Annotated in this window: 16 protein-coding genes; 11 read left to right on the forward strand and 5 right to left on the reverse strand. The window is 56.4% G+C overall.

The annotated features are described in order from the left end of the window. Window positions 1–163: 163 nt before the first annotated feature. The 3 genes from H1Y61_RS19900 to H1Y61_RS19910 all read left to right on the forward strand — a co-directional run bounded on the left by H1Y61_RS19900 (window position 164) and on the right by H1Y61_RS19910 (window position 3,064). Window positions 164–1,477, forward strand: a complete 1,314-nt coding sequence (locus tag H1Y61_RS19900; protein WP_174112307.1) for an MFS transporter — start codon at window positions 164–166, stop codon at window positions 1,475–1,477. Window positions 1,478–1,554: 77 nt separating this feature from the next. Next, the gene (locus tag H1Y61_RS19905) at window positions 1,555–2,496 is read left to right on the forward strand and encodes a dihydrodipicolinate synthase family protein (protein ID WP_197971654.1); all 942 of its coding nucleotides are present in this window, start codon (window positions 1,555–1,557) and stop codon (window positions 2,494–2,496) included. A gap of 88 nt (window positions 2,497–2,584) precedes the next feature. Then, window positions 2,585–3,064, forward strand: a complete 480-nt coding sequence (locus tag H1Y61_RS19910) for a YhcH/YjgK/YiaL family protein (RefSeq protein WP_174112306.1) — start codon at window positions 2,585–2,587, stop codon at window positions 3,062–3,064. 289 nt (window positions 3,065–3,353) lie between these two features. On the opposite strand, the gene H1Y61_RS19915 is transcribed toward H1Y61_RS19910, so the two are convergent. Further along, window positions 3,354–3,548, reverse strand: coding sequence for a hypothetical protein (locus H1Y61_RS19915; protein WP_041698435.1), 195 nt, complete (start codon window positions 3,546–3,548; stop codon window positions 3,354–3,356). 490 nt (window positions 3,549–4,038) lie between these two features. Here H1Y61_RS19915 and katG point away from each other — a divergent pair, with 490 nt between their 5' ends. Together katG and H1Y61_RS19925 are read left to right on the forward strand one after the other, a co-directional pair. After that, entirely contained in the window at window positions 4,039–6,222 is a 2,184-nt protein-coding gene (katG, locus tag H1Y61_RS19920) for a catalase/peroxidase HPI (RefSeq protein ID WP_174112305.1), read from the forward strand. A 429-nt stretch (window positions 6,223–6,651) separates the two neighbouring features. Next, window positions 6,652–8,304: an ATP-binding response regulator gene (locus H1Y61_RS19925; RefSeq protein ID WP_234903427.1), complete on the forward strand. Its 1,653-nt coding sequence runs from the start codon at window positions 6,652–6,654 to the stop codon at window positions 8,302–8,304. On the opposite strand, the gene H1Y61_RS19930 is transcribed toward H1Y61_RS19925, so the two are convergent. The 3 genes from H1Y61_RS19930 to H1Y61_RS19940 all read right to left on the reverse strand — a co-directional run bounded on the left by H1Y61_RS19930 (window position 8,275) and on the right by H1Y61_RS19940 (window position 12,762). Further along, window positions 8,275–8,937, reverse strand: a complete 663-nt coding sequence (locus tag H1Y61_RS19930; protein WP_174112304.1) for a response regulator transcription factor — start codon at window positions 8,935–8,937, stop codon at window positions 8,275–8,277. The two genes, H1Y61_RS19925 and H1Y61_RS19930, sit on opposite strands and share 30 nt — an antisense overlap. Before the next feature lie 235 nt (window positions 8,938–9,172). After that, a complete protein-coding gene (locus H1Y61_RS19935; RefSeq protein WP_174112303.1) occupies window positions 9,173–9,700 on the reverse strand; it encodes an invasion associated locus B family protein in 528 nt (175 codons plus the stop codon). Further along, complete coding sequence (locus tag H1Y61_RS19940) at window positions 9,700–12,762, reverse strand: autotransporter domain-containing protein (RefSeq protein WP_180574554.1); 3,063 nt, start codon at window positions 12,760–12,762, stop codon at window positions 9,700–9,702. The genes H1Y61_RS19935 and H1Y61_RS19940 overlap by 1 nt, the downstream gene beginning before the upstream one ends. 886 nt (window positions 12,763–13,648) lie before the next feature. Here H1Y61_RS19940 and H1Y61_RS19945 point away from each other — a divergent pair. From H1Y61_RS19945 to H1Y61_RS19970, 6 genes are all read left to right on the forward strand, one after another. Continuing rightward, complete coding sequence (locus H1Y61_RS19945) at window positions 13,649–15,301, forward strand: ABC transporter substrate-binding protein (RefSeq protein ID WP_180574555.1); 1,653 nt, start codon at window positions 13,649–13,651, stop codon at window positions 15,299–15,301. Between the two features lie 24 nt (window positions 15,302–15,325). Beyond that, complete coding sequence (locus H1Y61_RS19950) at window positions 15,326–16,336, forward strand: ABC transporter permease (RefSeq protein WP_180574556.1); 1,011 nt, start codon at window positions 15,326–15,328, stop codon at window positions 16,334–16,336. Continuing rightward, window positions 16,333–17,181: an ABC transporter permease gene (locus tag H1Y61_RS19955; RefSeq protein WP_180574557.1), complete on the forward strand. Its 849-nt coding sequence runs from the start codon at window positions 16,333–16,335 to the stop codon at window positions 17,179–17,181. The genes H1Y61_RS19950 and H1Y61_RS19955 overlap by 4 nt, the downstream gene beginning before the upstream one ends. Beyond that, window positions 17,160–18,881 carry an ABC transporter ATP-binding protein gene (locus H1Y61_RS19960; protein WP_180574558.1) on the forward strand — a complete coding sequence of 574 codons (1,722 nt, stop codon included), beginning with the start codon at window positions 17,160–17,162 and terminating at the stop codon, window positions 18,879–18,881. The genes H1Y61_RS19955 and H1Y61_RS19960 overlap by 22 nt, the downstream gene beginning before the upstream one ends. A gap of 72 nt (window positions 18,882–18,953) precedes the next feature. Continuing rightward, on the forward strand, window positions 18,954–20,057 hold the full coding sequence (locus H1Y61_RS19965) for an LLM class flavin-dependent oxidoreductase (RefSeq protein ID WP_180574559.1): 1,104 nt from the start codon (window positions 18,954–18,956) through the stop codon (window positions 20,055–20,057). Window positions 20,058–20,108: 51 nt separating this feature from the next. Then, complete coding sequence (locus tag H1Y61_RS19970) at window positions 20,109–21,290, forward strand: acyl-CoA dehydrogenase family protein (protein ID WP_180574560.1); 1,182 nt, start codon at window positions 20,109–20,111, stop codon at window positions 21,288–21,290. A gap of 129 nt (window positions 21,291–21,419) precedes the next feature. On the opposite strand, the gene H1Y61_RS19975 is transcribed toward H1Y61_RS19970, so the two are convergent. Beyond that, the gene (locus H1Y61_RS19975) at window positions 21,420–22,721 is read right to left on the reverse strand and encodes an LLM class flavin-dependent oxidoreductase (RefSeq protein WP_180574561.1); all 1,302 of its coding nucleotides are present in this window, start codon (window positions 22,719–22,721) and stop codon (window positions 21,420–21,422) included. Between the last annotated feature and the right edge of the window lie 19 nt (window positions 22,722–22,740).

Below are 22,740 nucleotides of genomic sequence, written 5' to 3' on the forward strand. Positions count from 1 at the left end.
CGTTGACAGATTTTTGAAATAATCTCATGTAAGCGCTTACATACAGTCGCGGGGAGGAGCTTGCGATTGCCATGGGGGAGATCTTTCAATCCCCACAGCACGGTAATCCAAAGGCGACGCCGGATACTCCAACCGCAACGGACATCCAAGGAGGAGAGACGTCATGAGCACCATTGTCAGTTCCGAGCCCTCGGCCCCGCTGGGGTCGATCCAAGCCAAGGCACCGCCGCGTGTCCGGCGCATGCAGATCACCTCGCTTTGCCTGCTGGTGGTGGCTGGCGTCATCAATTACATGGATCGTGGGACGCTGGCGGTTGCCAATCATCGGATCACCGAAGACATGGGTTTGACCCTCGGTGAAATGGGCCTCCTGCTCTCGGCATTTTCCTGGAGCTATGCGCTGGCGCAGCTTCCGGTGGGAGCAATGGTTGACCGTCTTGGACCACGTCGCCTTTTGGGTTTCGGTCTGGTGTTCTGGTCGCTGGCCCAGGCTGCCGGAGGTTTTGTCACGTCCTTTACCCAGTTTATCCTGAGCCGTATCGGTTTGGGCATTGGTGAAGCGCCGCAATTTCCGTCGGCTGCCCGGGTTGTCAGCAACTGGTTCCCGGTGAGTAAGCGCGGCGTGCCAACAGGCATCTTCAATTCAGCCTCTCCACTGGGCACAGCTATCGCGCCTCTGCTCCTGACACAGCTTCTGATCGTTCTGGATTGGCGCTGGGTCTTCATCATCACCGGTGCCGCTGGCCTAGTCATGGCCGCACTCTGGTTCCTGTTCTATCGCGATCCAAAGGACATGGGGCTGACCGCTGCGGAGCGCTCGTACCTCTCTTCGGAAACGGAAGAAAAGCAGCAGAAGGTGACACTTGCCGATTGGGGCCAGCTGTTTTCCTATCGCGCCACCTGGGGCATGATCCTTGGCTATTTCGGCAATGTCTATCTCAATTGGGTCTATCTCAGCTGGTTGCCTTCCTATCTGGTCAATGAACGGCACATGAGCCTTGCCCGCACCGGTTTCATGGCCTCTGTGCCGTTCTTCTGCGGCTTTATCGGCTGCCTCGTGGCTGGCTGGCTGTCGGACAAGATCATTAAGAAAACCGAGGCTTCACCGGTCCGTGGTCGTCGCATTCCTGTTGTCATCGCCATGCTCGGCATGGCTGCCTTCACCGTGCCTGCGGCGCTGGTTGCCGACAACAACATCGCGATTTTCTGCATTTCCGTGGTGATCTTCCTCACCAATGCCGCCTCTGCCTGCTCATGGGCGCTGGTAACTGCTGTTGCCCCGAAAAACCGGGTGGCATCGCTGGGGTCGCTACAAAATTTCGGCGGCTTCCTGGGTGGCTCGCTGGCTCCGATCGCAACGGGTTTCATTGCGGAATACTCGTCTTTCGTACCCGCCTTGCTCACCGGAGCTGCCATCGCATTCGTTGGTGCCGCCAGCTACTTCTTCCTGGTTCGTGAACCGATGGACCAGTCATGAGGCCAACCGCTTTTCCCTGACATACCGCTTTCCGGGAGATCCCGGAAAGCGCATTCGAAATCCAATAACGGACATTGATGATGACCAGCAAAGCTCAATCTATCCAAGGCATTATTCCCGTCATGCTCACGCCTTTTCTTGAGGATGGGCAGATCGATTACCCCGGTCTGGAACGCCTCATCGAATGGTATGTCGCCAATGGCTCCGGGGCCTTGTTCGCAGTGTGCCAGTCCAGCGAAATGATGTTCTTGTCGCTGGATGAGCGTGTGGCGCTGGGCCGTTTCGTGGTGGAAAAGGCGGCGGGCCGACTTCCGGTCGTTGTATCCGGTCATATCAGCGACGATCTGGACAAGCAGATTGAGGAATTGCAGGCCATGAGCCGGGTTGGCGCAGATGGGCTAATCCTCGTGACCAACCATCTCGACCCCAAGAAAGAAGGCACAGCTGTCTTCAAGGCAACGCTGGAGAAGCTGCTGTCCGTGCTGCCGGAGGACCTGCCGCTTGGTCTTTACGAATGCCCGGCCCCCTATCGCCGTTTGCTAAGTGATGAAGAGCTGACCTATTGCGCCCATACTGGTCGTTTCATCATGCTCAAGGATGTCAGCTGCGATCTTGATACGGTCAAGCGTCGCCTCGAACTGACCAAAGGCACACCGCTGAAAATCCTCAATGCCAATGCGGCCATTGCCTGGGATGCGATGAAGGCTGGCGTGCCGGGCTTCAACGGCGTTTTCACCAATTTCCACCCCGATCTTTACAACTGGCTGTGGCGTGAGGGTGAAAAGCATCCACAACTCGCTGAAGAGCTGGCCACCTTCCTGGTGCTGTCGGCTGTTTCGGAAGCTCTCGGCTATCCGGCGCTTGCCAAGCTTTACCACCAGCGGATTGGCACCTTTGACAGCATTCGCTGCCGGGTGATCGATTATGACATTCGGGAGCGCTTCTGGGCACTGGATGCCGTGCTGGACAAAATTATCGACGGTACGAAGCATTTCCGCAACCGGATCGCCAAACTCTGAGGCGAGTGCCGTCATCGAGATCAGAAGCGCCAAACGCGTTCTGATCTCGGCTTCAACCCGCATTCCCTATTATTTCAGGAGATTTCCCATGATCACCGGCTCTCTTCATCATTGGCAATTTTACCGCGCCACTTTGCCGGCCTGTATCATCAGCGCCATAGAGGCCGTCACGGCTCTCGATCTGCCCAACCTGCCCACGGGACGACATGAGATCGACGGCGAGGACATTTTCCTGCTGATCCAGGAACTATCGACCAAACCGGCCAACCAGCTTCGGCCAGAGGCTCATCGCCGCTATATCGATATCCAAATCCTGCTTGAGGGACGGGAAGCCTATGGCGTAGCCTTTCCCGACCCTCACCTTGTTCCGATTGACGACCGACTGGAGACGCAGGATATCGCCTTTTATCCCGCACGACCCAGTGAGTATTCTGTGGAGCTTAGCGCCGACGATTTCATCGTGTTCTTCCCGGGAGAGTTTCACCGTCCTTGCTGCGAGATCGGAGCCCCCTCGGCGATCCGCAAAGCAGTCATCAAGGTCGATGCCAGGCTGCTGGCGTCTCATTAACTTTTTCAATGATCCAAGCGGATGATAGAGCCATAGCGCGCAGGCTATAATTTCGTCGCAAAGGCACCGCTTGCGCGACAGCGTCTTATACCAAGTCTCGAAGATGCTGACGCATCCTCGACTTGAAAAATTGAAAATACCTCAAATGCATCAGAGGCTTGAGATATTTTCAAAGGGAATACGAAGAGTCATTTTCAATGATTCTTCGTATTAGACGCCTGTCAGGTTCGCGCTCAACCAGACAGGCTTTATTGGTTAATTAAAGCGGCCTTACCAATTGCTTGCCGGATCAGGAAACGCGATTGGAGTAGTAGAGTCCGAAATTCAAAGCCAGCATGACCAGCAAAATTCCGATCGCCACCACAATAAAATAGCCGATCCTTTTAAGAGCACTCCAAGGTTTGTTCTTTCGACTGAAAGCTGCAAAACCAGCAGCGCCGAGTGAGATACCGAGAATGGCGGGGAGTGACAGCATTTTCATCATCTTTCTTCATTTCTAGCACCGGTTTGGTTTTATTCAGTACACAAACCAACTAACTGGAGCATGCTGTCCGCAGCCTGCCGAATGCCGACGTGCAAACGCTATCTGTCCATAGGTGTGAAGTCCCCCGATCCCCCCTGTCGTGCTCAATAACGCGGTGGGTGGAAAGCGGCAAACGGAAATTTCAGCCGAACGCATCTCGCTACGAACAACCAATTCTGATCACGTTGGTTGCAAAAGAACTGAGCAGTTTTAACATAACGCCGCTGATAGGTTTTGCTTATCGTGCCTATCAATAAATCCAACTTAAATTTAACATCGACCTCCTCTATGAAGAGGCTAGGGATAATTTCCGTCAGGCCCTTTATGCCATTTCCCGGTGAAAATCGGGCGAACCGTCATACGAGAGCACATAATCGAGATTATGAAATTGAACGGTCGACGGAAGATGCCCCTGAATGGATGACGTATTAGGATATCAAGGGAGAATCCTATGGATACCAAGGTTGAAACTGCTGGAAAATGTCCGGTTGCGCACGGGCCAGCTGGCGCGAAGGGTCGGGGCAACCGCGATTGGTGGCCTGAACAGCTCGATGTGCAGATCCTTCATCAAAAGAACAAGATCGCCGACCCGATGGGTCCTGACTTCGACTATGCCGAAGAATTCAAGAAGCTCGACTATGAAGCCCTGAAGAGTGATCTTCATGCGCTGATGACCGATTCTCAGGATTGGTGGCCAGCCGACTTCGGCCATTACGGCGGCCTCTTCGTCCGCATGGCATGGCACAGCGCCGGCACCTATCGCATCACCGATGGCCGCGGCGGCGCAGGTGCCGGGCAGCAGCGTTTCGCGCCGCTCAACAGCTGGCCGGACAATGCCAATCTGGACAAGGCACGTCGTCTGCTCTGGCCGATCAAGCAGAAATACGGCAACAAGATTTCCTGGGCCGATCTCTTCGTTCTGACCGGCAACGTTGCGCTGGAATCCATGGGCTTCAAGACCTTTGGTTTCGCTGGCGGCCGTGCTGACACATGGGAACCAGAAGAACTGTTCTGGGGCCCGGAAGGCACATGGTTGGGTGATGAACGCTACAGTGGCGAACGCCAGCTGTCCGAGCCGCTCGGCGCCGTGCAGATGGGCCTTATCTATGTCAACCCGGAAGGCCCCAATGGCAATCCGGATCCGATCGCTGCGGCCCGTGACATTCGCGAAACGTTTAGCCGTATGGCAATGAACGACGAGGAAACCGTCGCGTTGATCGCCGGCGGTCACACATTCGGAAAGACGCATGGCGCGGGCGACCCGTCTTTGATCGGTGCCGAGCCGGAAGGCGGCGCGCTTGAAGATCAGGGCCTCGGCTGGAAAAGCAAATTCGGCACTGGCTTTGGTGCCGACACGATCACCGGCGGCCCTGAAGTCACCTGGACACAGACCCCGACTCGCTGGAGCAATTTCTTCTTCGAAAACCTCTTCAACTTCGAATGGGAACTGACAAAAAGCCCGGCTGGCGCCCATCAGTGGAAGGCCAAGAACGCCGAAGCTTCCATCCCGGATGCCCACGATCCGTCCAAAAAGCATCTTCCAACCATGCTGACGACAGACCTGTCGTTGCGTTTCGATCCGGCTTACGAAAAGATCTCGCGCCGCTTCCTGGAAAACCCCGATCAGTTCGCTGATGCTTTCGCCCGCGCCTGGTTCAAACTGACCCACCGCGACATGGGGCCAAAGGTTCGTTATGTCGGTCCGGAAGTGCCGTCAGAAGATCTCATCTGGCAGGATGTCATTCCTCCCGTCGATCATCCGCTTGTCGACGATAGGGATGTGGCCGATCTGAAAGCCAAGGTTCTGGCTTCCGGTCTTTCGGTGCAGGAACTGGTTTCGACGGCATGGGCATCGGCTTCGACCTTCCGGGGTTCTGACAAGCGCGGCGGCGCCAATGGCGCCCGTATCCGTCTTGCGCCGCAGAAGGACTGGGACGTCAACCACCCTGCGCAGCTTACCAAGGTCCTTGGCGTTTTCGAAGGGATCCAGCAGGAATTTAATGCTGCGCAATCCGGGGGTAAAAAGATTTCCCTGGCCGATCTGATCGTGCTTGCCGGTGCCGCAGGCGTTGAGAAAGCAGCCAAGGCTGGCGGTCACGATGTTATCGTGCCGTTTACACCCGGCCGGACAGATGCGTCGCAGGAGCAGACCGATGTCGCCTCCTTCAATGCATTGAAGCCACGCGCCGATGCTTTCCGCAACTATTTGAGCGGGCATCAATTCATGAAGCCGGAAGAAGCACTTGTCGACCGTGCACAGCTTCTGACCCTGACAGCACCTGAAATGACCGTTCTCATCGGTGGTCTGCGCGTGTTGAAGGCCGGCCAGCCGGAACATGGTGTTCTCACACGCAATCCCGAGACGCTGACGAATGATTTCTTCGTCAACCTGCTCGACATGCGCACACAGTGGGCGCCGGTTGCAGGCAAAGAGGGCGTTTATGAAGGACGAGATCGCAAGAGTGGCGAACTGCTTTGGACCGGGACGCGCGTGGATCTGATCTTCGGATCGCACTCGCAGCTTCGCGCCTTGGCGGAAGTCTATGCGCAGTCGGATATCAAGGAAAAGTTCGTCAAAGACTTCGTTGCGGCCTGGACGAAAGTGATGAACGCCGATCGTTTCGATCTGGTCTGATCGATGACATCGATGGGACGCGGCATCTGCCGCGTCCTGTCAGTTTGATGGCATCCCCTGCCGACCTCGCGGCAATGCCGCCTTGGCGAAATACAGCGCCTTATCGCCTTACCCTTTGTATCCCCTTCACATTCAAAGCCAGGCGCACCGTTTACTGCCGCGCCGAGTGGAGGCGTATTGCTGAGCCGGAAAGGCCTTTGCAACAATTTTCTCCAGTTACCCGAAATTGACCATCGGCGGATGAAGTCGCACTGGCAACCGGGCACACCATCCTCGATAAGCTACACTTTAGCGGTACAGCAACGCAGCAGGTTACGTCGCCATTGAATCCTGATTGCACTAAGGGTTAAACAGGGATAGCGCCATGCCTGTTGGGCAAGAGACGACACCAAAGCGGATATTGTAGAGTCAACCAAACGGAAAAATGATTTGAAATCCAACGGTTTTATCCGGCTTTTCGGCATGCGCAACGACGCTTCGTTCGATACCGAGCGGGCGCAGGCGATCATGCGCATTGCCGTCATCTTTATCATCGTTGCCTACGTCATGCCTCTGGTTGCAAATGGTGCAACGCCTCCCGAAGCGCGCAGTTTTTATTGGCTGTTTTCGATCTACATCCCCTATTCCTTCTTGCTGCTCCTGTGGATCGTTCTGCGGCCAGGCGTCAACGTGCTGCGGCGAACCATCGTGACGCTGCTCGATTATGCGTTCACGACATTTGCGATGTCCGTCGGCGGGGCGCCACTTTTTCCGATTGCAGCGCTTGTCGTCTGGCACACGGTTGTCAGCGGCTTACGTTTCGGCCCCAAGCATTTGCTCCCAGCGACGGCATTAGCGTTGAGTTCTTTCGCAATCGCCACCTATTTCAATGTCTATTGGCAGCAGAACCCTTATGTCGTGCTGACATTCATAATGATGGCAATCCTCGCGCCGTCCTACACATTGGCATTCTTGCTTCGACTTCAAAGTGCCTATGCCGCCGAGCAGGAAGCAAACCTGTCGAAATCGCGGTTCCTTGCCCATGCAAGCCATGATCTTCGCCAGCCGATCCACGCCATCAGCCTGTTTACGGCTTGCCTGCGCGACGCAGGGCTGAAACAGGAAGAACTGGCGATGGTCGACAATATCGACCGGTCGCTGCAAAGCGTGTCACGGCTCTTCAAATCCTTGCTCGACATTTCCACCCTGGATAGTGGCAAACTGATCCCACAGATGGAAACGGTGTCCATTGCCGATATCCTCAACGAGGTTGTCGATCAGAATATGGAGGCCGCGCAAAAAGCCGGATCACAGTTACGGCTCGTCAATTGCACGCATTTTGTTGCGGTTGATCGGTCGCTGCTGAATACGATTCTGCAAAATATCCTGAGCAACGCGATTAAATATGCCGGGGGCCGTAAAATCCTGATCGGCTGCCGCCGCAGGGGCGGCAGCCTGACCATTCAGGTCTATGACCAAGGCCCCGGCATTGCGCCAGAGCATCACCTTCGCATATTTGAGGAGTTTTATCAGGTCCGTGAGCGTGGCGACAAGGATGTCGACGGGGTCGGCCTGGGCTTGGCAATCGTCAAGCGCCTCGGCACCCTGATGGGGTTGCAGGTCTCATTAAAGTCGGTCGTCGGAGCGGGAACGGCGATCTCCGTGTCGGGGTTGAAGATTGCCGTCCCCATGAAAGTTTTGAGCGCGGAGCAGATAACCTCGCCCGTTGCCAATCCGGCTCATGGCCTGCGCGTGCTGCTAGTTGAAGACGATGAGGCCGTGCTGCTGGCCACAGCCAGTCTGCTGCGCAAATGGGGGTGTACGGTTCAGGCAGAAACAGCGATACCCTCCGTGCTGCACCATTGCGATCTGCTGATAACGGATTTTGACCTCGGCGGACGCATGACCGGCACGGAATGTATCGCGAGGGTGCGCCAGCTTGCCGGTTGGAAGGTTCCGGCTGTGGTGATGACGGGACACGCTCCGTCAAGAGTGATCGAGGATATCGCCGACAGTGACATACCGATCCTCTCGAAGCCGGTTCGCCCCGCTGAGCTTCGCTCGGCAATCCTGCTACCTGGAATCGGAGTTCCGCTCCGATGAGCCAGAAGAGGTCGGCACCAATCCCATGGCAATCCCCTTGGTCACGGCTCCGGCGCGGGTCGCCACGCCAAGTGCGCGGAAGATAGCCGAGACATGGATGCGAACCGTAAAAGGGGAAATACCAAGAATGATGGCGATCTCCTTATTGGTCCGGCCCTCGGCAAGGAGGTGCAAAACATCGAGTTGGCGTTGGCTTAGCGCCGGGCTGGCATAACTGGCAAGGGCATTCGTCGATACCGGCACCTGAACAACGACGTCACCTTCGCGAACCGCCCGCAGGATTTCCTTTATCTCATCCGGCAGGGCTGCTTTATTGATGAACCCGTTGATCCCGGCATTCATGACGGTATCGACCAAAGCTTTGTCGCTGGCCATGGTGACCACGACAATCGACGCCAGGCGAAATTCTTCGCGAAGCGCGCGCAAATTCGATACGATGTTGTTTCCCTCAAAAAACAGGTCCAGGATGAACATGCTGGGCGGGAAAGGATTGGCTCTTGCAATTTCAAGAGCGGCGTCGAGAGTATCGGTGGACGCAATTTTTGAATGCGGCAAAAGCTGCCGAACCAAAGCGAAAATGCCCTCCCGGAATATCGGGTGATCATCAGCGATAATAATGAATTCGTCAGTCATATAAATTTATGATCCGCTTCATCTCCATGTACACCAGGGCTTGAAGATGCTTGCGCATCCTCGCCTTAAAGGCATTGCCAATATCTCAAATGCATCAGGTACTTGAGATATTTGCAAAGGGAATACGAAGTGTCATTTTCGATGACTCTTCGCATTACACAACGCGTATCGCTGAATGTCCATTCCTGTCGGATGAAAACAGCCGGGCGTGTCCTTTGTATCATATGCGACACCTTCATTTCGACAGAACAGCGATCCTGTCGAGCCCGCTTGCCAGACCTTTCAAGGAAATCGTGAACGGAACCTCTGCACCGCCGCCATATGCGTAAGCAATGAGTTTTAACGATTTACCACTTTTCAATGCGTTAGCCCCCTTATCTGTAAAGGTCAGGGATACGAGGCAGCCGGAGGGAAGGCATGTCGAGAACCGCGAGGACTTGCCAGGTGGCGTATCGTCTATCGCAAATGCGACCCCCTTATCCAGGTCCAGCCCAAAAGGCAGAACCAGCGAACCCTTTATGCTCTTGTCGGCGGCAGGCGTGAGTTCGATGCCAAGAACCTGCTGGCCATTTTGCTGCACCTGTCGTTGAAATGTCGAGCAGACACGGCTTTCGTTGCGCTTCGAGCAGGCAACCGTCCAGTCCTCATAGGTTTCGGAAAGCGAAGACGGAGCATTGGGGCGACCATTGCTGTCTTGTGAAAAAGCGACGGTGGACGCCATAGCAGCGGCCACCATGATCGCGACAATTTTGGCGATCTTCATCAGAAACGGACATCCAGCTTTGCGTTGATGCTGTTTGAGGTTTCATTGCTACCGAATTCACCGGAATAGCCAATGCCGATCGTGGCGGTATCGCTGAGCCCGACATCGAGCCCGAGTTCGACAACGGCCGCATCCTTGGTCAGCGGCGTGCCGGAGACGACGTAGCTCTGGCTACCGACAAATGCCAGGCGTGAGGTTGGGTCTGTGTCACCAAAAGCGTGCTGCCAGCCAAGCATGCCTCTGGCTTTTGCGATATAGCCGCCCAGCATGAAATCGGAAGACGCGCGCAAGCCAAGGGTCGTCAGTGTCGTGTCCAGGCTGTCGCTCGGGCTCGACAAGGCCGCAATCCCACCACGCTCATTAAAGCCGTCTCTCTGAACATTAACATGGGTAAGGTTGGCAAATGGCTCGAAAGCCACGGTGCTGACATCAATGCGATAACCAAGTTCACCAAAGGCCTGGAAGCTGCCAGCGTCGTAATCAGCTTTCAGATGGTCGTTGAAACCGGAGAATGCCACGGATCGATTGGTCGAGACCTGATGCCAGGTATAGGTAAGGCCTGAGCGGAAGGACAATTCACCATATTGCGCTCCGGCATACATGCCGAGATGATAGTTATCGCTATGGCCAAAGGATGAGCGGTCATTGGCATCGAAGCTGGACCGGCTATAGCCGCCGACAGCACCCAATCTCCAATCGGCGGAGACTGGAATGTCGAGACCCGCCACGAAACCGCCGGTGGACGAACTCAGGTCTGCGGCATTGCCATTGCCGTCGATGCTGTTCCATGCGCCGAAGCCTTGGCCCCAGGCCGTAAAGAGCGGCATGTCCTTGTAAGCCGTGTCGAATTTGGTATCACCGTCCGCATAGGCCATGACCGGCGCCGAACGAGCCCCGACCGTATTGAACGATGCCCGCATCCGATCATTGACCGAATTGCGCAGCAGTGTGCTGCTGGTGACCAAGGTTCCCAGGGCAGACGCATGGACTTCGCCTGATAGTGCTTCAAAGGCATGCCGCGCTTCTTCTGCGCTTAACGGCAAGAGGCTGTTATAGAGCGCAAGCGACTGCCCGCTCTGCTGCAAGGTGTTCAAAGCCCGGGCCACATTACGCTGGTTGCCGGTTACGGCAACGGAATCGAACAGGCCAGGCGAAGGATTTGGCGTCGGCTCCGGCGTTGGGGTTGGCTCTGGCGTCGGGGTCGGGGTCGGCTCAGGGGTCGGCGTTGGGGTTGGCTCCGGTGTCGGTTCCGGCGTGGGTGTCGGTGTTGTGGTGTTTTTGACCGCGATTGTCAGGTCAACTTCATTGGTTTTTTGAGTTAAGGCAACATCCAGAAATGCGGATTTGGAAATCGCCTGGGCAAACTGCCCCTGGATGCCGCCAGCCGATGACAGGATCGTATAGGTCTGGCCATCCTGATAGCTGGTTGCTGCGTCGAGAGCCGTGACCTGCACGGACACGTTTTGGCCAATTAGCGTTTTGCCACCAGAATCCGAGGTCTGCCAAACGCCGTCAACAATATTTCCATTGGCTGTCTTGAGTGTCTCCACAGACACCCTATCGCTTTGGCCGTTGCCAGCGACGTCCACCGCATAATTCGCACCATCATTGAAAGCAAGTTGACCGCGCACCACCATGCTTCCAATTGGATTGCCGCTGTCCCCAGGCGAAAGCGTTGCACCCGTATCAATAAAAGTGGTTCCTACAGTGCCATTGCCCGCCAGAGTTCCATAGACTCCTTTGGAAAGCCCTCTATAATCACGGATATAGTCTCCCCAAACTTGAACTGAACTCGTGTAGAATTCTGTTCCCATATAGTTGGTGACGAGACTGCCCGTTTCGCCGCCGATGACGAGCGTGCCATTTTTAACCCAGAACTGATTGCTCGATGGAAGTGTAGTACTATCGGGCGCGACCTTGGTGCCAAGATCGCCCTTGATCGTGAGCTTACTGCCGCCATCCACGATCACGCCGCCGGAAACATTATCACGAGCGCTGAATTCGGTGAGATCGCCGCTGACAGTGGTATTCCCTGCGAGGCTGGCAATGGACCCATTACCGGTGAGTTTGTTGGAGAGTAGATAGCCACTATCGGTGTGATTGAAGACGATACGCGCTGTTTCCGTCTTTCCGAAATCGATAACGGCTTCAGAGTTGATGCTCCCGGCTGCCCGGGTGTCGATAGCAACGGGATCTGCCCCAAGCTTTGTATTGTCGACGCGTCCGCCAAAGATCAGAAACGCATCCTTCGTCATCTTGATGGTGTTGGCAACGTTCAGCTTGCTCCCGTCCGCAACGACGAGCCTGCCATCCAGGTCGATCTTGTCCGTCACCGTCATTGTCGTGTTGGCGCCAGAACTCAGCACTTCGCCTGAGGAGCCTACATCAAGGTATTTCGTTTGAAACGTCGCACCGTCGCTAACCGTGAGCGCACCATTGGCATAGGCATTGCCGCTATTGATCCAGCTCGTGCCAGCGCCGCGAATATTCATATTCGCGACACCGTCGGTATCTGAGATGTTAAAACCGGCTGAATTCGTCGAAACGGTAGCGCCATTCTCCACGGTAAAGAAAGAGGAAGGCCTCGATGCTAAAGTGGCGTCTGCGTCCAGGCTAGAATTTGCTGAAAAGCTATCGGCGGAAAGGATTGAGCCGGCACCGGACACAGTCAGATAGCCGCGCGAGTTCACCCCTGAAGCCAATGTAATTTCTCTGGCATCAACCTTAGCGCCGTTCAACACATTCAGCGTCCCAACCCCTCCGAACGGGCAATTAATCGAGAGGCAGTTTCCTCCGATTGTCAGCGTGTTACCCAGCACCGCATTTGTGCGCACCACCGTCAGTTCGGAGCCCGCGCCAGACACAGTAACGGTTCCCTCAGAGGTGTCGGAACTGCCGATCATCGCGTCTGAACCGACCGATACCTTTGCGCCATTGGTAATTGTCGCGCTGACACCCTTATTGTTCAATCCGATGATCATGTCGCCGGTGATAACCTGGTTGGTCGTCCACTCGACGCTACCACTGTCCAGTATATAGTTGACCTGTTGTGCCAGGCTCACGCCTGAACACGATACGACAACGGTTAGCGTGAGAGATGATAAGGCAAGAGGCTTCGAAAGTCTTGGAACGACACTGGCTAATATGCTTCTCTGTACTAGAATTGCATTACTGTAATTCTTACTGAATTCTTTGATCATCGTGTCGCCCCGTATTCCAGTGAATATTTGCAAGCAACATTGTTTTCCACAATAACAATATTGCCCATATTATTTGTCGACATGTCTATGTCGCATTCAGCACAGAAACGGGGCAGAGGCCATTAGTGCAGATGTGCTATACGCGACATCGAACTTCGCAGAGCGATCAACCTCTCCACGTTTGCGCCTGTATCGGAGCCGTATTCTTGAGGTTTGGAGCCGGTGGGAAGGGGTCGGTTTTATACCAAGGCTCTGACATGCTGACGCATCCTCGCCTTGAAGGCATTGCAAATCTCTCAAATGCATCAGTCGCTTGAGATATTTGCAAAAGGAATACGAAGAGTCATTTCAATGACTCTTCGTATTAGACCTTAAAACGAACCTGAAAGACCCCGGCACGCCTTGGGCTATGCATTGATAAACTGGTCTTCGCAGGCGCGTGATGAGCTTTATTGAGCGCCCTCATTTCTCTTCACCCATTGAGAGAGGAAAAAAACCAAGCTACAGGCGCATCAATTGAATAATTAAAATCTATAACATCGATAGATTAAGAATGATAAATCTTTCCCTGATTTCCATGCTCGTTTAGCTTGTTGTTACAGCTTCTCACCAATCAAGGCAGGAATGCACCGTGACCATCGCAGCGACAAAGCGTGCCACCTGTTTGCGCTCGCAATCAAAATAACCTCCGCAAATGAGGCTGTCCGTCAGTCCCAACATAAGACGCCACCCGACCAGGACCTATTTCATGATCAAACATTCCGATTCTCTGGCTCTTTCTCGACGCAGGTTGCTGCTTGCCGGTTCAGCAATTCTCTCTGCCATGCTTGTGGAATCGGCTAGCTTGAAGCCCGCCCATAGCGCGGGCAAGCCGCATGACGGCGGCGATATTACATTTCTGATCGACTCTCTGGGCAATACCTGGATACCCAACAACAGCGCGATCTCCAGCTTTCAGGGGCATGTCTGGGGCCACGTGGCCGACAAGCTCGTCTATGTCGATGCCGATGGCAAAGTGAGCCCGTGGATTGCCGAGCGCTGGGACCAGAATGAAGGTGCCACCGAGTTCACCCTCCACCTCAAAACGGGCGTGACCTTTTCCGATGGTACCCCGCTCGATGCAGCCGCTGTCGTTGCAAATCTCGACATCTGGTATGCAGGCCGCAAGAGCGAAGGTATCAACCCGATCGGTCTTTTTCCCAAGACCTATGATCATGCAGAGGCGATTGATCCCTCCACAGTGAAAGTCTTTTTCAAAAAACCGACGCTCGGCTTCATTCCGACCCTCGGCTATCACGGCTCGATCCTGATTTCCCCCAAGACCATCAGCCAACCGGCGACCCAGCAGGCAGACCTTGGCAAGACCTTTGGCAGCGGCCCCTATGTGGTTGAAGCCTGGAAGGAAGGCGATTTCGTCAAACTGGTGAAGCGCAAGGATTACAATTGGGGACCGGCCGCTGTTGGCCATACCGGACCGGCGTTTCTGGAGAGCATCACCTACAAGCTGGTCGCCGAACCATCGCTTCGGGTTGCGGCGGTTCAGTCCGGGCAGGCCGATATTGCCTATAATGCCTCGCCCCAGGAGTTGAAGTCACTCAAGGACGAGGGCTTCACCGTTGCCACGCCACGCTATCTCGGGTTCGTCAATGGCTGGGCGGTGAATACCAAGCTCGAGCCCTATAACGATGTCAGGGTGCGCCAAGCCCTTCAGTCTGGCATCGATCGCCAGGAAATCATCGACACCGTCTATACATCGGATTGGAAGCTGGCGACCTCGTTCATCCAGAGCAATGTGCCGGGCGCAACCGACCAGAGCACGCTTTTGGCCTACGACTCCGCCAGGGCGGAAAAGCTGCTGAATGACGCAGGCTGGACGAAAGGCGCCGACGGCATCCGCGCCAAGGATGGAAAGCCGCTTCTGCTGACGCTTTACTCCAACCCCTATCTTGCCACGTCGAAGGCGGTGGATGAACTGATCGCCCAACAGCTCGGCAAGATCGGTTGGAAGGTCAATATCCGCGCGTATGACGTGGTGACCTTCACCGAAAAGGTCAAATTCGCAGGCCCTGCGGTCCCGGCCTATGAAGTTACCCGCAGCTTTATCGATGCCGGCACCGTGGCCAGCATTCTGACCGATGCCAATAATGGCGAGAACTGGTTCGCGCTGGACCAGAGCGACCAGAAAATCAATGAGCTGCGCGATAAAATTGCCGGCGCCCCTTCGTTAGAGGTGCGTGACCCGCTGCTAAACGAGCTACAGAAATACGTCATCGAGCAAGGGTATTTCATCCCTCGCACCCAGATCGTTCAGCGCATTTATGTCCAGTCCCCGAAGCTTTCGGGTGAGGTCTATAACGGCATTGCCTATGCCAGCTACTACACTGCAAAAATCAGCCAATAACCTGCAATGTGAGGAGGTCTCAGTATGCGCAACGCCTACTTGACATACGCTGCAAAACGGCTGACCCAGGCTTTTGTGGTCATTTTGCTGGCCTATGTCTTTACATTCGTGGTGGTCAGCATTCTGCCGGGTGATCCGATCACCTCCGTCCTGCGTGATCCGCAAAACGGCTTCACCGAGGCGGAGATCGCCGAAATCATCGCCGCCCAGGGATTGGACAAGCCGATTTCCGTCCAGTTGTGGACCTCACTCTCTCACTTCGTCACCGGCGATTTCGGCCTGTCGATGCGCTCCAGCCGCCCGGTGACGGCGCTGATTGCCGAAGTGCTGCCCTCAACGCTGATCCTTGCATCGACGGCCCTTGCCTTCGCGCTTGTCCTGGCGCTGCTGATTGCCTACGGCACGCAGTTCCTGCCAAAACGGTTCGGACAGGGCCTGCTGCGGGGCTTTCCCTCCCTGTTTCTATCGGTCCCCAATTTCGTCATCGGGCTGGCCCTGATCCATATTTTCGGCTTCCAGCTGGGCATTTTCCGGGTCATTGAACCGGATAGTGTCTGGGCAACCCTGTTTGCGTCAATTGCACTCGCCATTCCCGTCTCGGCCCAGATCGCAGAAGTCCTGATTGCCAACCTCGATCATGAGGCGAGCCAGGACTATGCCACTGTGGCGCGGGGTCGAGGTCTTTCCCAAGCGCAGCTGTTTTTCAAACACCTGGTGAAGCCCTCATCATTGCCGGTAGTGACAGTGATCGCCCTGACCGTCGGGGAATTGCTGGGTGGTTCGTTGATAACCGAAACGGTCTTCGGGCGAACGGGCATCGGCAGTCTGGTGCAGCGCTCGGTCACAACCCAGGACCTGCCTGTTCTTCAGGCGGTCGTATCGCTGGCGGCGGTTGCCTTCGTGCTCGTCAACCTGATCGCAGACCTTGTCTATCCCCTGCTTGACCCGCGTGTGAAACTGCTTGGCGTCCAACCGTCTCGCACGCCCGCTGAGGACACAAGCTCTACTGAAACCTCCCGTGCGGTGACGATATGACGATCGCTTTTTCCTCCTCGAATGGTGGTATGCAGGCAGCCAAAAAATGGTCGGCAGTCCACATGCCGCCAACGGTGTTCATCTCGTTTGCCATCATTGCCCTGGTGATCGCATGGGCGCTCGCCCCCGGCTTGTTCACAAGCCATAGCCCCGTCATCGGCGTTCCCGCTCAAAAACTGCTGGCACCCAGCGCCCAGCATTGGTTCGGCACAGACCAGCTCGGGCGCGACCTTTACACGCGCGTCGTCTATGGCACGGCGTCTTCGGTGACCAGTGCGCTGATCGCGGTTGTCATTGGCGTTGTCGTCGGTGGCCTCATTGGCCTTCTGGCCGGCTTTCTCGGTGGCTGGGTCGATATCGTGCTGGCGCGCCTGGTCGATATGCTGCTGGCGATCCCCAGCTTCCTGCTGGCGATTATCGTCGTCACCGCACTCGGCTTCACCACCACCAATGCCGCCATCGCGACCGGCGTCTCCGCCGTGGCGGTCTTTGCCCGGGTGATGCGGGCAGAGGTGATTAAAACCCGGCAAGCGACCTTCGTCGAGGCGTCGTTTCTGCTGGGTGGGTCACGCTGGTATATCCTTCTGCGCCACGTGTTTCCAAATGCTTCACGGTCGCTTCTGACGCTTGCCGTCCTGCAATTTGGTCTTTCCATTCTGGTGATCGCCGGTCTTGCCTTCCTCGGCTATGGCGATCCGCCACCCGCCTCGGACTGGGGTCTGCTGATTTCAATCGGCAAGGATTATCTCAAATGGCCGTGGCTGGTTTATGCACCTGCGTTCGCCGTGATCGCAACCGTCCTCTCCGTCAACAGGATCAGCCGATGGCTCCGCAAGACAGACTGAACACCACCCTCCCCGGCCTTGGAGCTTTTCCTCAATTGCGACAGCCATCCGCTCCGCTGCTAAGGGTGGAAGACCTGTCGGTATCCTACGGGGCTCGCCAAGTCGTGACGGCTGTCGGGTTCGAGCTGGATCGCGGCAAGAGCCTTGCGTTGATTGGAGAATCCGGCTCGGGCAAATCAACCATCGCGCGGGCCATTCTGAGGCTATTACCCCAAGGCGGACATGCGACGGGAAAAATCGAGTTTAAAGACCAGAACATCTTAAGCCTTGCCGAGCGTCAGTTCCGGCCTCTGCGGGGGCGCGCTATCGGCTTTGTTCCGCAAGATCCCGGCAACGCGCTCAACCCCGTGCGCACCATCGGCGCGCAAGCCATGGAAGCGGCGGCCCTTCTTGGCGAACAGGACAAAGCCATCCGCAAGGCGCTGATCCTGGAAACATTCGCGGAGGTCGGCCTCGACAAGCCGGGTCGCGTCTACGATTCCTATCCGCATCAACTGTCAGGCGGCATGCTTCAACGCGTTCTGATCGGCCTTGCCGTACTGCCGCGCCCGGCCCTTCTGGTGGCGGACGAGCCGACCTCCGCACTGGATGTAACAATCCAGAAGCGCATCCTCGACCTTTTGACGCGGCTTCAGCAGGATCTGGATATCAGCCTTCTGCTGATTACCCATGATCTGGCAATCGCTTCGGAGCGGGCAGATCAACTGGTCGTGCTGAAGGATGGCGTTGTGCAGGAGGCGGGCAATACCCAGACTGTCTTTGCCGCACCGGCTTCGGCCTATGCCAGAAAGCTGCATGCCGATGTTCCCGCCCTCAATCCTGACCGCTATGCCAAGCTGCGTGATAGCGGGTTTCGTAACATCGAGAATGCTGCAGGCGTTGATGCCAAGATCGAGGTCAAAGGTGTGACAAAGACCTTCACGGTCGATGGCAAATCCCTGACAGCTGTCGATAATGTAACATTCTCCGTACCATCAGGCACTACACACGCGCTGGTTGGTGAATCCGGCTCTGGCAAGACAACGACGATCCGGCTGCTTCTGGGCCTTGAGGAACCCGATAGCGGCCATATCTCGGTCGCCGGTGAGCAGTTTTCAAGCCGTAATCCCCAGTCCAGACGAGCCGTTTGGCGCCATCTTCAACTCGTCTACCAGAACCCGTTCACCTCCCTCGATCCCACCTGGAAAATCGAGAATCTGGTACGCGAGCCGCTGGACCGGTTCAAGATTGGCACTGCGCGGGAGCGAAGCGAGCGGGTGCGCGAAGCCTTGTCCAATGTCGGGCTTGGCGAGCATCTGCTTGGCCGCAAGCCGGGCGCACTGTCCGGTGGCCAGCGTCAGCGCGTCGCCATTGCCCGATCGCTGGTTTTAAAGCCTGATGTTATCGTGCTGGATGAGCCGACTTCAGCGCTCGACGTCAGTGTCCAGGCCGATATTGTTGACGTGCTGTTGACGCTACAGGCCAATCTGGGTCTGACCTATGTGTTCGTTTCCCACGATCTCGCCCTGGTGCGCCAGCTGGCCCATACCGTCTCGGTCATGCATCGCGGACGCATCGTTGAGCACGGCACCGTCAAAGCCGTCTTCGACACACCTCGCCAGTCCTATACCCGTTCGCTGCTGGCTTCGATCCCCTCAGGTAGCACCCACGCGACGCGCTCGGGTGCCCGCGCTGTTTTCAAACAGGACGAACTCGCGTGATCGCAGTTGGCCAGGACAGGACCTCAGCATCACTTTCGCCAAAGACTCAAAACCAAATGGAGTATGCACAGAATGGCTGCCGAATTCATTAGCGCAAGTTTCGCCAACGGATCGAATGATCTTCGCCCCATCCCCGATGCGCCGGTGGACCCCGATTTCCTGCAACGCTACGCGCGTGCGCTGGACGATTACGGTTTCAACTACACTTTGATCCCGTATTCTTCCGCTTCCTTCGATCCTTTCACGCTGGGCGCGACCATTCTGGCCCACACGAAGAAAATCAAGATCATTGTCGCCCTTCGTCCGAACACCGTCTACCCGACCGTTGCGGCGAAATCGCTGGCAACACTGGACCAGTTGAGCGGCGGCCGTGTTGTGGTCCATTTCATCGCCGGCGGCAGTGATGAGGAGCAGGCCCGCGAGGGTGATTTTCTGACCAAGGAGCAACGCTATGAGCGCCAGGAAGAATATATCCGCATTCTGCGTCTGGCCTGGACCTCGACAGAACCCTTCGATTTCGATGGGAAATACTACCAGTTCAAACAGTTCCGCAGTGCCGTGCGCCCGACCAACGGCCTGATCCCGATCTCGCTCGGTGGCTCGTCGGATGCTGCCTATCGGATCGGCGGCTCGTTATGCGATATTTTTGGCCTTTGGGGCGAGCCTTTGGCAGAAACCAAACAACAGATCGACCGCATCTATGCGGAGGCCGCCAGGGCCGGACGCAAGGACCGCCCGCGAATCTGGGTCACATTCCGTCCGATCATTGCCGAAACGGACGAACTGGCCTGGCAGAAAGCGCACCGCATTCTCGACACACTGAACGAAAACCGCGAAAAAGGCTTCAGCAGGACACCCTTGTCCGCACCGCCTCCAGCCAATGTCGGCTCACAACGTCTTCTGGATATTGCCAAACGTGGCGATGTTCACGACCGGGCTCTCTGGTATCCGACAGTGACGGCCACCAACGCCAGCGGCGCAACCACCGCTTTGGTCGGTTCGCCTCGCACCATCGCCGATTCCATACTTGACTATATCGACCTTGGCGCCGATCTGATCTCGATCCGTGGGTATGACAACTACAATGATGCCGTGGATTATGGGCGCTACGTCCTACCGCTGGTCCGCGACGGCATCCGTGAACGCGAAGAAGCAAAGAAGAAGGCCGCCGCATGATGAGCGTCACCCGGCGGCTTTATGGACAGACATTCAAAAGGCTTCAAAACCATGGCCCATGATCAAACCCTGCTCGACGCAACCGTACGGATCGTTGCAGAGGCAGCGCCGGATGCCGACCGCAGCGGACAGTTTCCCTGGGCAGGCATTCGTGCTGTTCACGAAAGTGGACTTCTCGAAAGCACCGTTGCGACGCGATATGGCGGCCAGGGTGGGACGCTCTACGATGCCGCACATATTCTGGCGGCTCTTGGCCGTGGCGATCCATCGGTTGCTCTGATCAGCGCCATGACGATCTTCAATCACCTCGGCCAAGCCTCAAGAAACCATTGGCCTGAAGATCTCTATCAACGGCTCCTTGCCGAGGCAAAACAGCGCCCCTTGCTGCTCAACGCTGCCCGGGTCGAGCCGGAGCTTGGATCGCCAGCCCGTGGCGGCCTGCCGGCAACACGTGCCCGCCGCACCTCGACAGGCTGGTCGATCACTGGTCGTAAGCGTTTCGTAACGGGTGCGCATGGCCTCACGCATTTCCTGGTCTGGGCGCATACGGACGAAACGCCAACCCGCGTCGGAACCTTTATTGTGCCGAATGGACTGCCCGGCATAAGCGTCATCGAAAACTGGAACAGCCTCGGCATGCGGGCGACAGGCTCGCATGATGTTGACTATAGCGATGTCGAAATCCCTCTCGAAAATGTTCTGGATCTGACTGGTACAGAAACCGCCCAGCAGGATAATCGCGGCCACGCGGCGATTACACTTGCGCTGACAGCGATCTATCTTGGGGTTGCCGAAGCGGCACAAGCCGCCTTCAATCACTTCGTCCATGCGCGTGTTCCGAGCAATCTGGGCCATCCCATCGCCCGTACCGAGCGGTTCATAACGCTATCAGGCGAAATCGACCTGCTGGTCGGCGGCGCCCGCCAGATTATCTTCGATGCGCTTCTGTCCGGCCAAGACGATGCGGAACGCCTGATGCGTGCCAGACTTATCGCTGGCCGCCAGGTGCGAAGCGCCGTGGAAATTGCCGTGCGTGGCATCGGCAATCCCGGCCTTAATGCCGATATCGGGCTGGAGCGCCAGTTCCGTGACATTCAGGCTGTACTTGTTCATGCTCCACAGGAAGATACGTCCCTGTCGATCCTTGGCCATGCAGCGTTTGATCGCTGGCAGCGCCAGGAAGCAACACCGACAAAGCCTGCTGTAAAACAATCCGTCCTGAAAATCGCCTGATAGCGAGTCATACGAAGGTCATTGAAAATGACCCTTCGTATGACACTTCCAAATATCTCAAGCCTTTGATGCATTTGAGATATTCGAAACGCCTTCAAGGCGAAAATGCCTTGGTATAACCTTTCTCCATCACGACAACAGATTTGGTCGGGATACGCCCAGATGATCACGCAAGGTCACGCCGCTATAGTCTGTGCGGAAAAGGCCGCGTTCCTGAAGGATCGGCACGACCAGACGGGTGAAATCCTCCAGACCCTCCGGGAAGAAAGGCGGCATGATGTTGAAGCCGTCGGCGGCGCGTGTTTCAAACCATTGCTGCATACGGTCGGCGATATCTTCGGGCGTGCCGAGCACGATATGATGTCCCCGCCCGGCAGCAACCCGCAGGGCCAGTTGCCTTATGGTCAGATTCTCCCGCCGGGCCAACGCGGTCAGCAGTTCGGCGCGGCTGCGCAGCTGGTCGGAAATCGGCAGGTCCGGCAGCGGACCGTCAGGATCGTAATCGGCAAGGCTATGGCCGATCCGCTCCTCAAGCAGCGGCATGGCGCTTTTCAGTTCTGTCCATTGGTCGAGTTCGGCCAGCTTGTCGGCAGCCTCCCTTGCCGTGCGACCGATGACCGGCAGGAAGCCCGGCATGACAGCAACATCGTCGGGATGCCTGCCAAACCCGGTGACACGATCCTTGAGGCTTTTGTAGAAAGCCTGCGCTTCATCGAGGCTTTGCTGGGCCGTGAACACCACATCAGCGGTCCGGGCCGCGAGATCCTGTCCCGGACCGGATGAGCCAGCCTGAATCAGAATCGGATGGCCCTGCGGCGACCGGGGAATATTGAGTGGACCCTTGACCGAGAAATATTTGCCCGTGTGGTCGAGGAGATGCACCTTGTTGGGATCGGCATAAATGCCGTTCTGCTTGTCCTTGATGAAGGCATCATCATCCCAGCTGTCCCAAAGGCCGCGCACCACATCGACGAATTCTTCGGCGACGGCGTAGCGTTCGTCATGGCCGGGATGGGATTTGGAAAAATTATTGGCGGTCCGGGCATAGGATGTGGTGACGATATTCCAAGCGGCCCGCCCCTGGCTCAGGTGGTCAATGGAGGAAAAGGCGCGGGCAACATGGTAGGGCTCGCCATAGGTGGTCGAAGCGGTTGCGGCAAGACCGATCTTTTCGGTCACCATGGCAAGTGCCGCCAAAAGGGTCAGCGGTTCGAACCGGGCGATGGTCGAGGGATGCGCATCGACGCCACTCGTCAGCCCGTCAGCCAGGAACACCATGTCGAATTTTGCCTGTTCGGCGAGCTGCGAGACGCGGCGCAGCAGGTCAAAATTTTCGCTGCCGGCTTCCGCATTCGGATGCCGCCAGCCGGAGACATGGTGGCCAGCCCCTTGCAGGAACAGGCCGAGGTGAATTTCTCTCTTGCGGGTCATGGCACAGTCTTTCATCACG

Origin of the sequence: Agrobacterium vitis (genome assembly GCF_013426735.1) — a bacterium.
In the GTDB taxonomy this organism is placed as follows: Bacteria; Pseudomonadota; Alphaproteobacteria; order Rhizobiales; family Rhizobiaceae; genus Allorhizobium; species Allorhizobium vitis_D.

Coding starts and splice junctions, on each gene's coding strand:
- H1Y61_RS19935 (WP_174112303.1), bottom strand. CDS start 9,700: ATGAAGATCGCCAAAATTGTCGCGATCATGGTGGCCGCTGCTATGGCG.
- H1Y61_RS19975 (WP_180574561.1), bottom strand. CDS start 22,721: ATGACCCGCAAGAGAGAAATTCACCTCGGCCTGTTCCTGCAAGGGGCT.
- H1Y61_RS19905 (WP_197971654.1), top strand. CDS start 1,555: ATGATGACCAGCAAAGCTCAATCTATCCAAGGCATTATTCCCGTCATG.
- H1Y61_RS19970 (WP_180574560.1), top strand. CDS start 20,109: ATGGCCCATGATCAAACCCTGCTCGACGCAACCGTACGGATCGTTGCA.
- H1Y61_RS19910 (WP_174112306.1), top strand. CDS start 2,585: ATGATCACCGGCTCTCTTCATCATTGGCAATTTTACCGCGCCACTTTG.
- H1Y61_RS19930 (WP_174112304.1), bottom strand. CDS start 8,937: ATGACTGACGAATTCATTATTATCGCTGATGATCACCCGATATTCCGG.
- H1Y61_RS19955 (WP_180574557.1), top strand. CDS start 16,333: ATGACGATCGCTTTTTCCTCCTCGAATGGTGGTATGCAGGCAGCCAAA.
- katG (WP_174112305.1), top strand. CDS start 4,039: ATGGATACCAAGGTTGAAACTGCTGGAAAATGTCCGGTTGCGCACGGG.
- H1Y61_RS19965 (WP_180574559.1), top strand. CDS start 18,954: ATGGCTGCCGAATTCATTAGCGCAAGTTTCGCCAACGGATCGAATGAT.
- H1Y61_RS19900 (WP_174112307.1), top strand. CDS start 164: ATGAGCACCATTGTCAGTTCCGAGCCCTCGGCCCCGCTGGGGTCGATC.
- H1Y61_RS19945 (WP_180574555.1), top strand. CDS start 13,649: ATGATCAAACATTCCGATTCTCTGGCTCTTTCTCGACGCAGGTTGCTG.
- H1Y61_RS19950 (WP_180574556.1), top strand. CDS start 15,326: ATGCGCAACGCCTACTTGACATACGCTGCAAAACGGCTGACCCAGGCT.
- H1Y61_RS19915 (WP_041698435.1), bottom strand. CDS start 3,548: ATGATGAAAATGCTGTCACTCCCCGCCATTCTCGGTATCTCACTCGGC.
- H1Y61_RS19960 (WP_180574558.1), top strand. CDS start 17,160: ATGGCTCCGCAAGACAGACTGAACACCACCCTCCCCGGCCTTGGAGCT.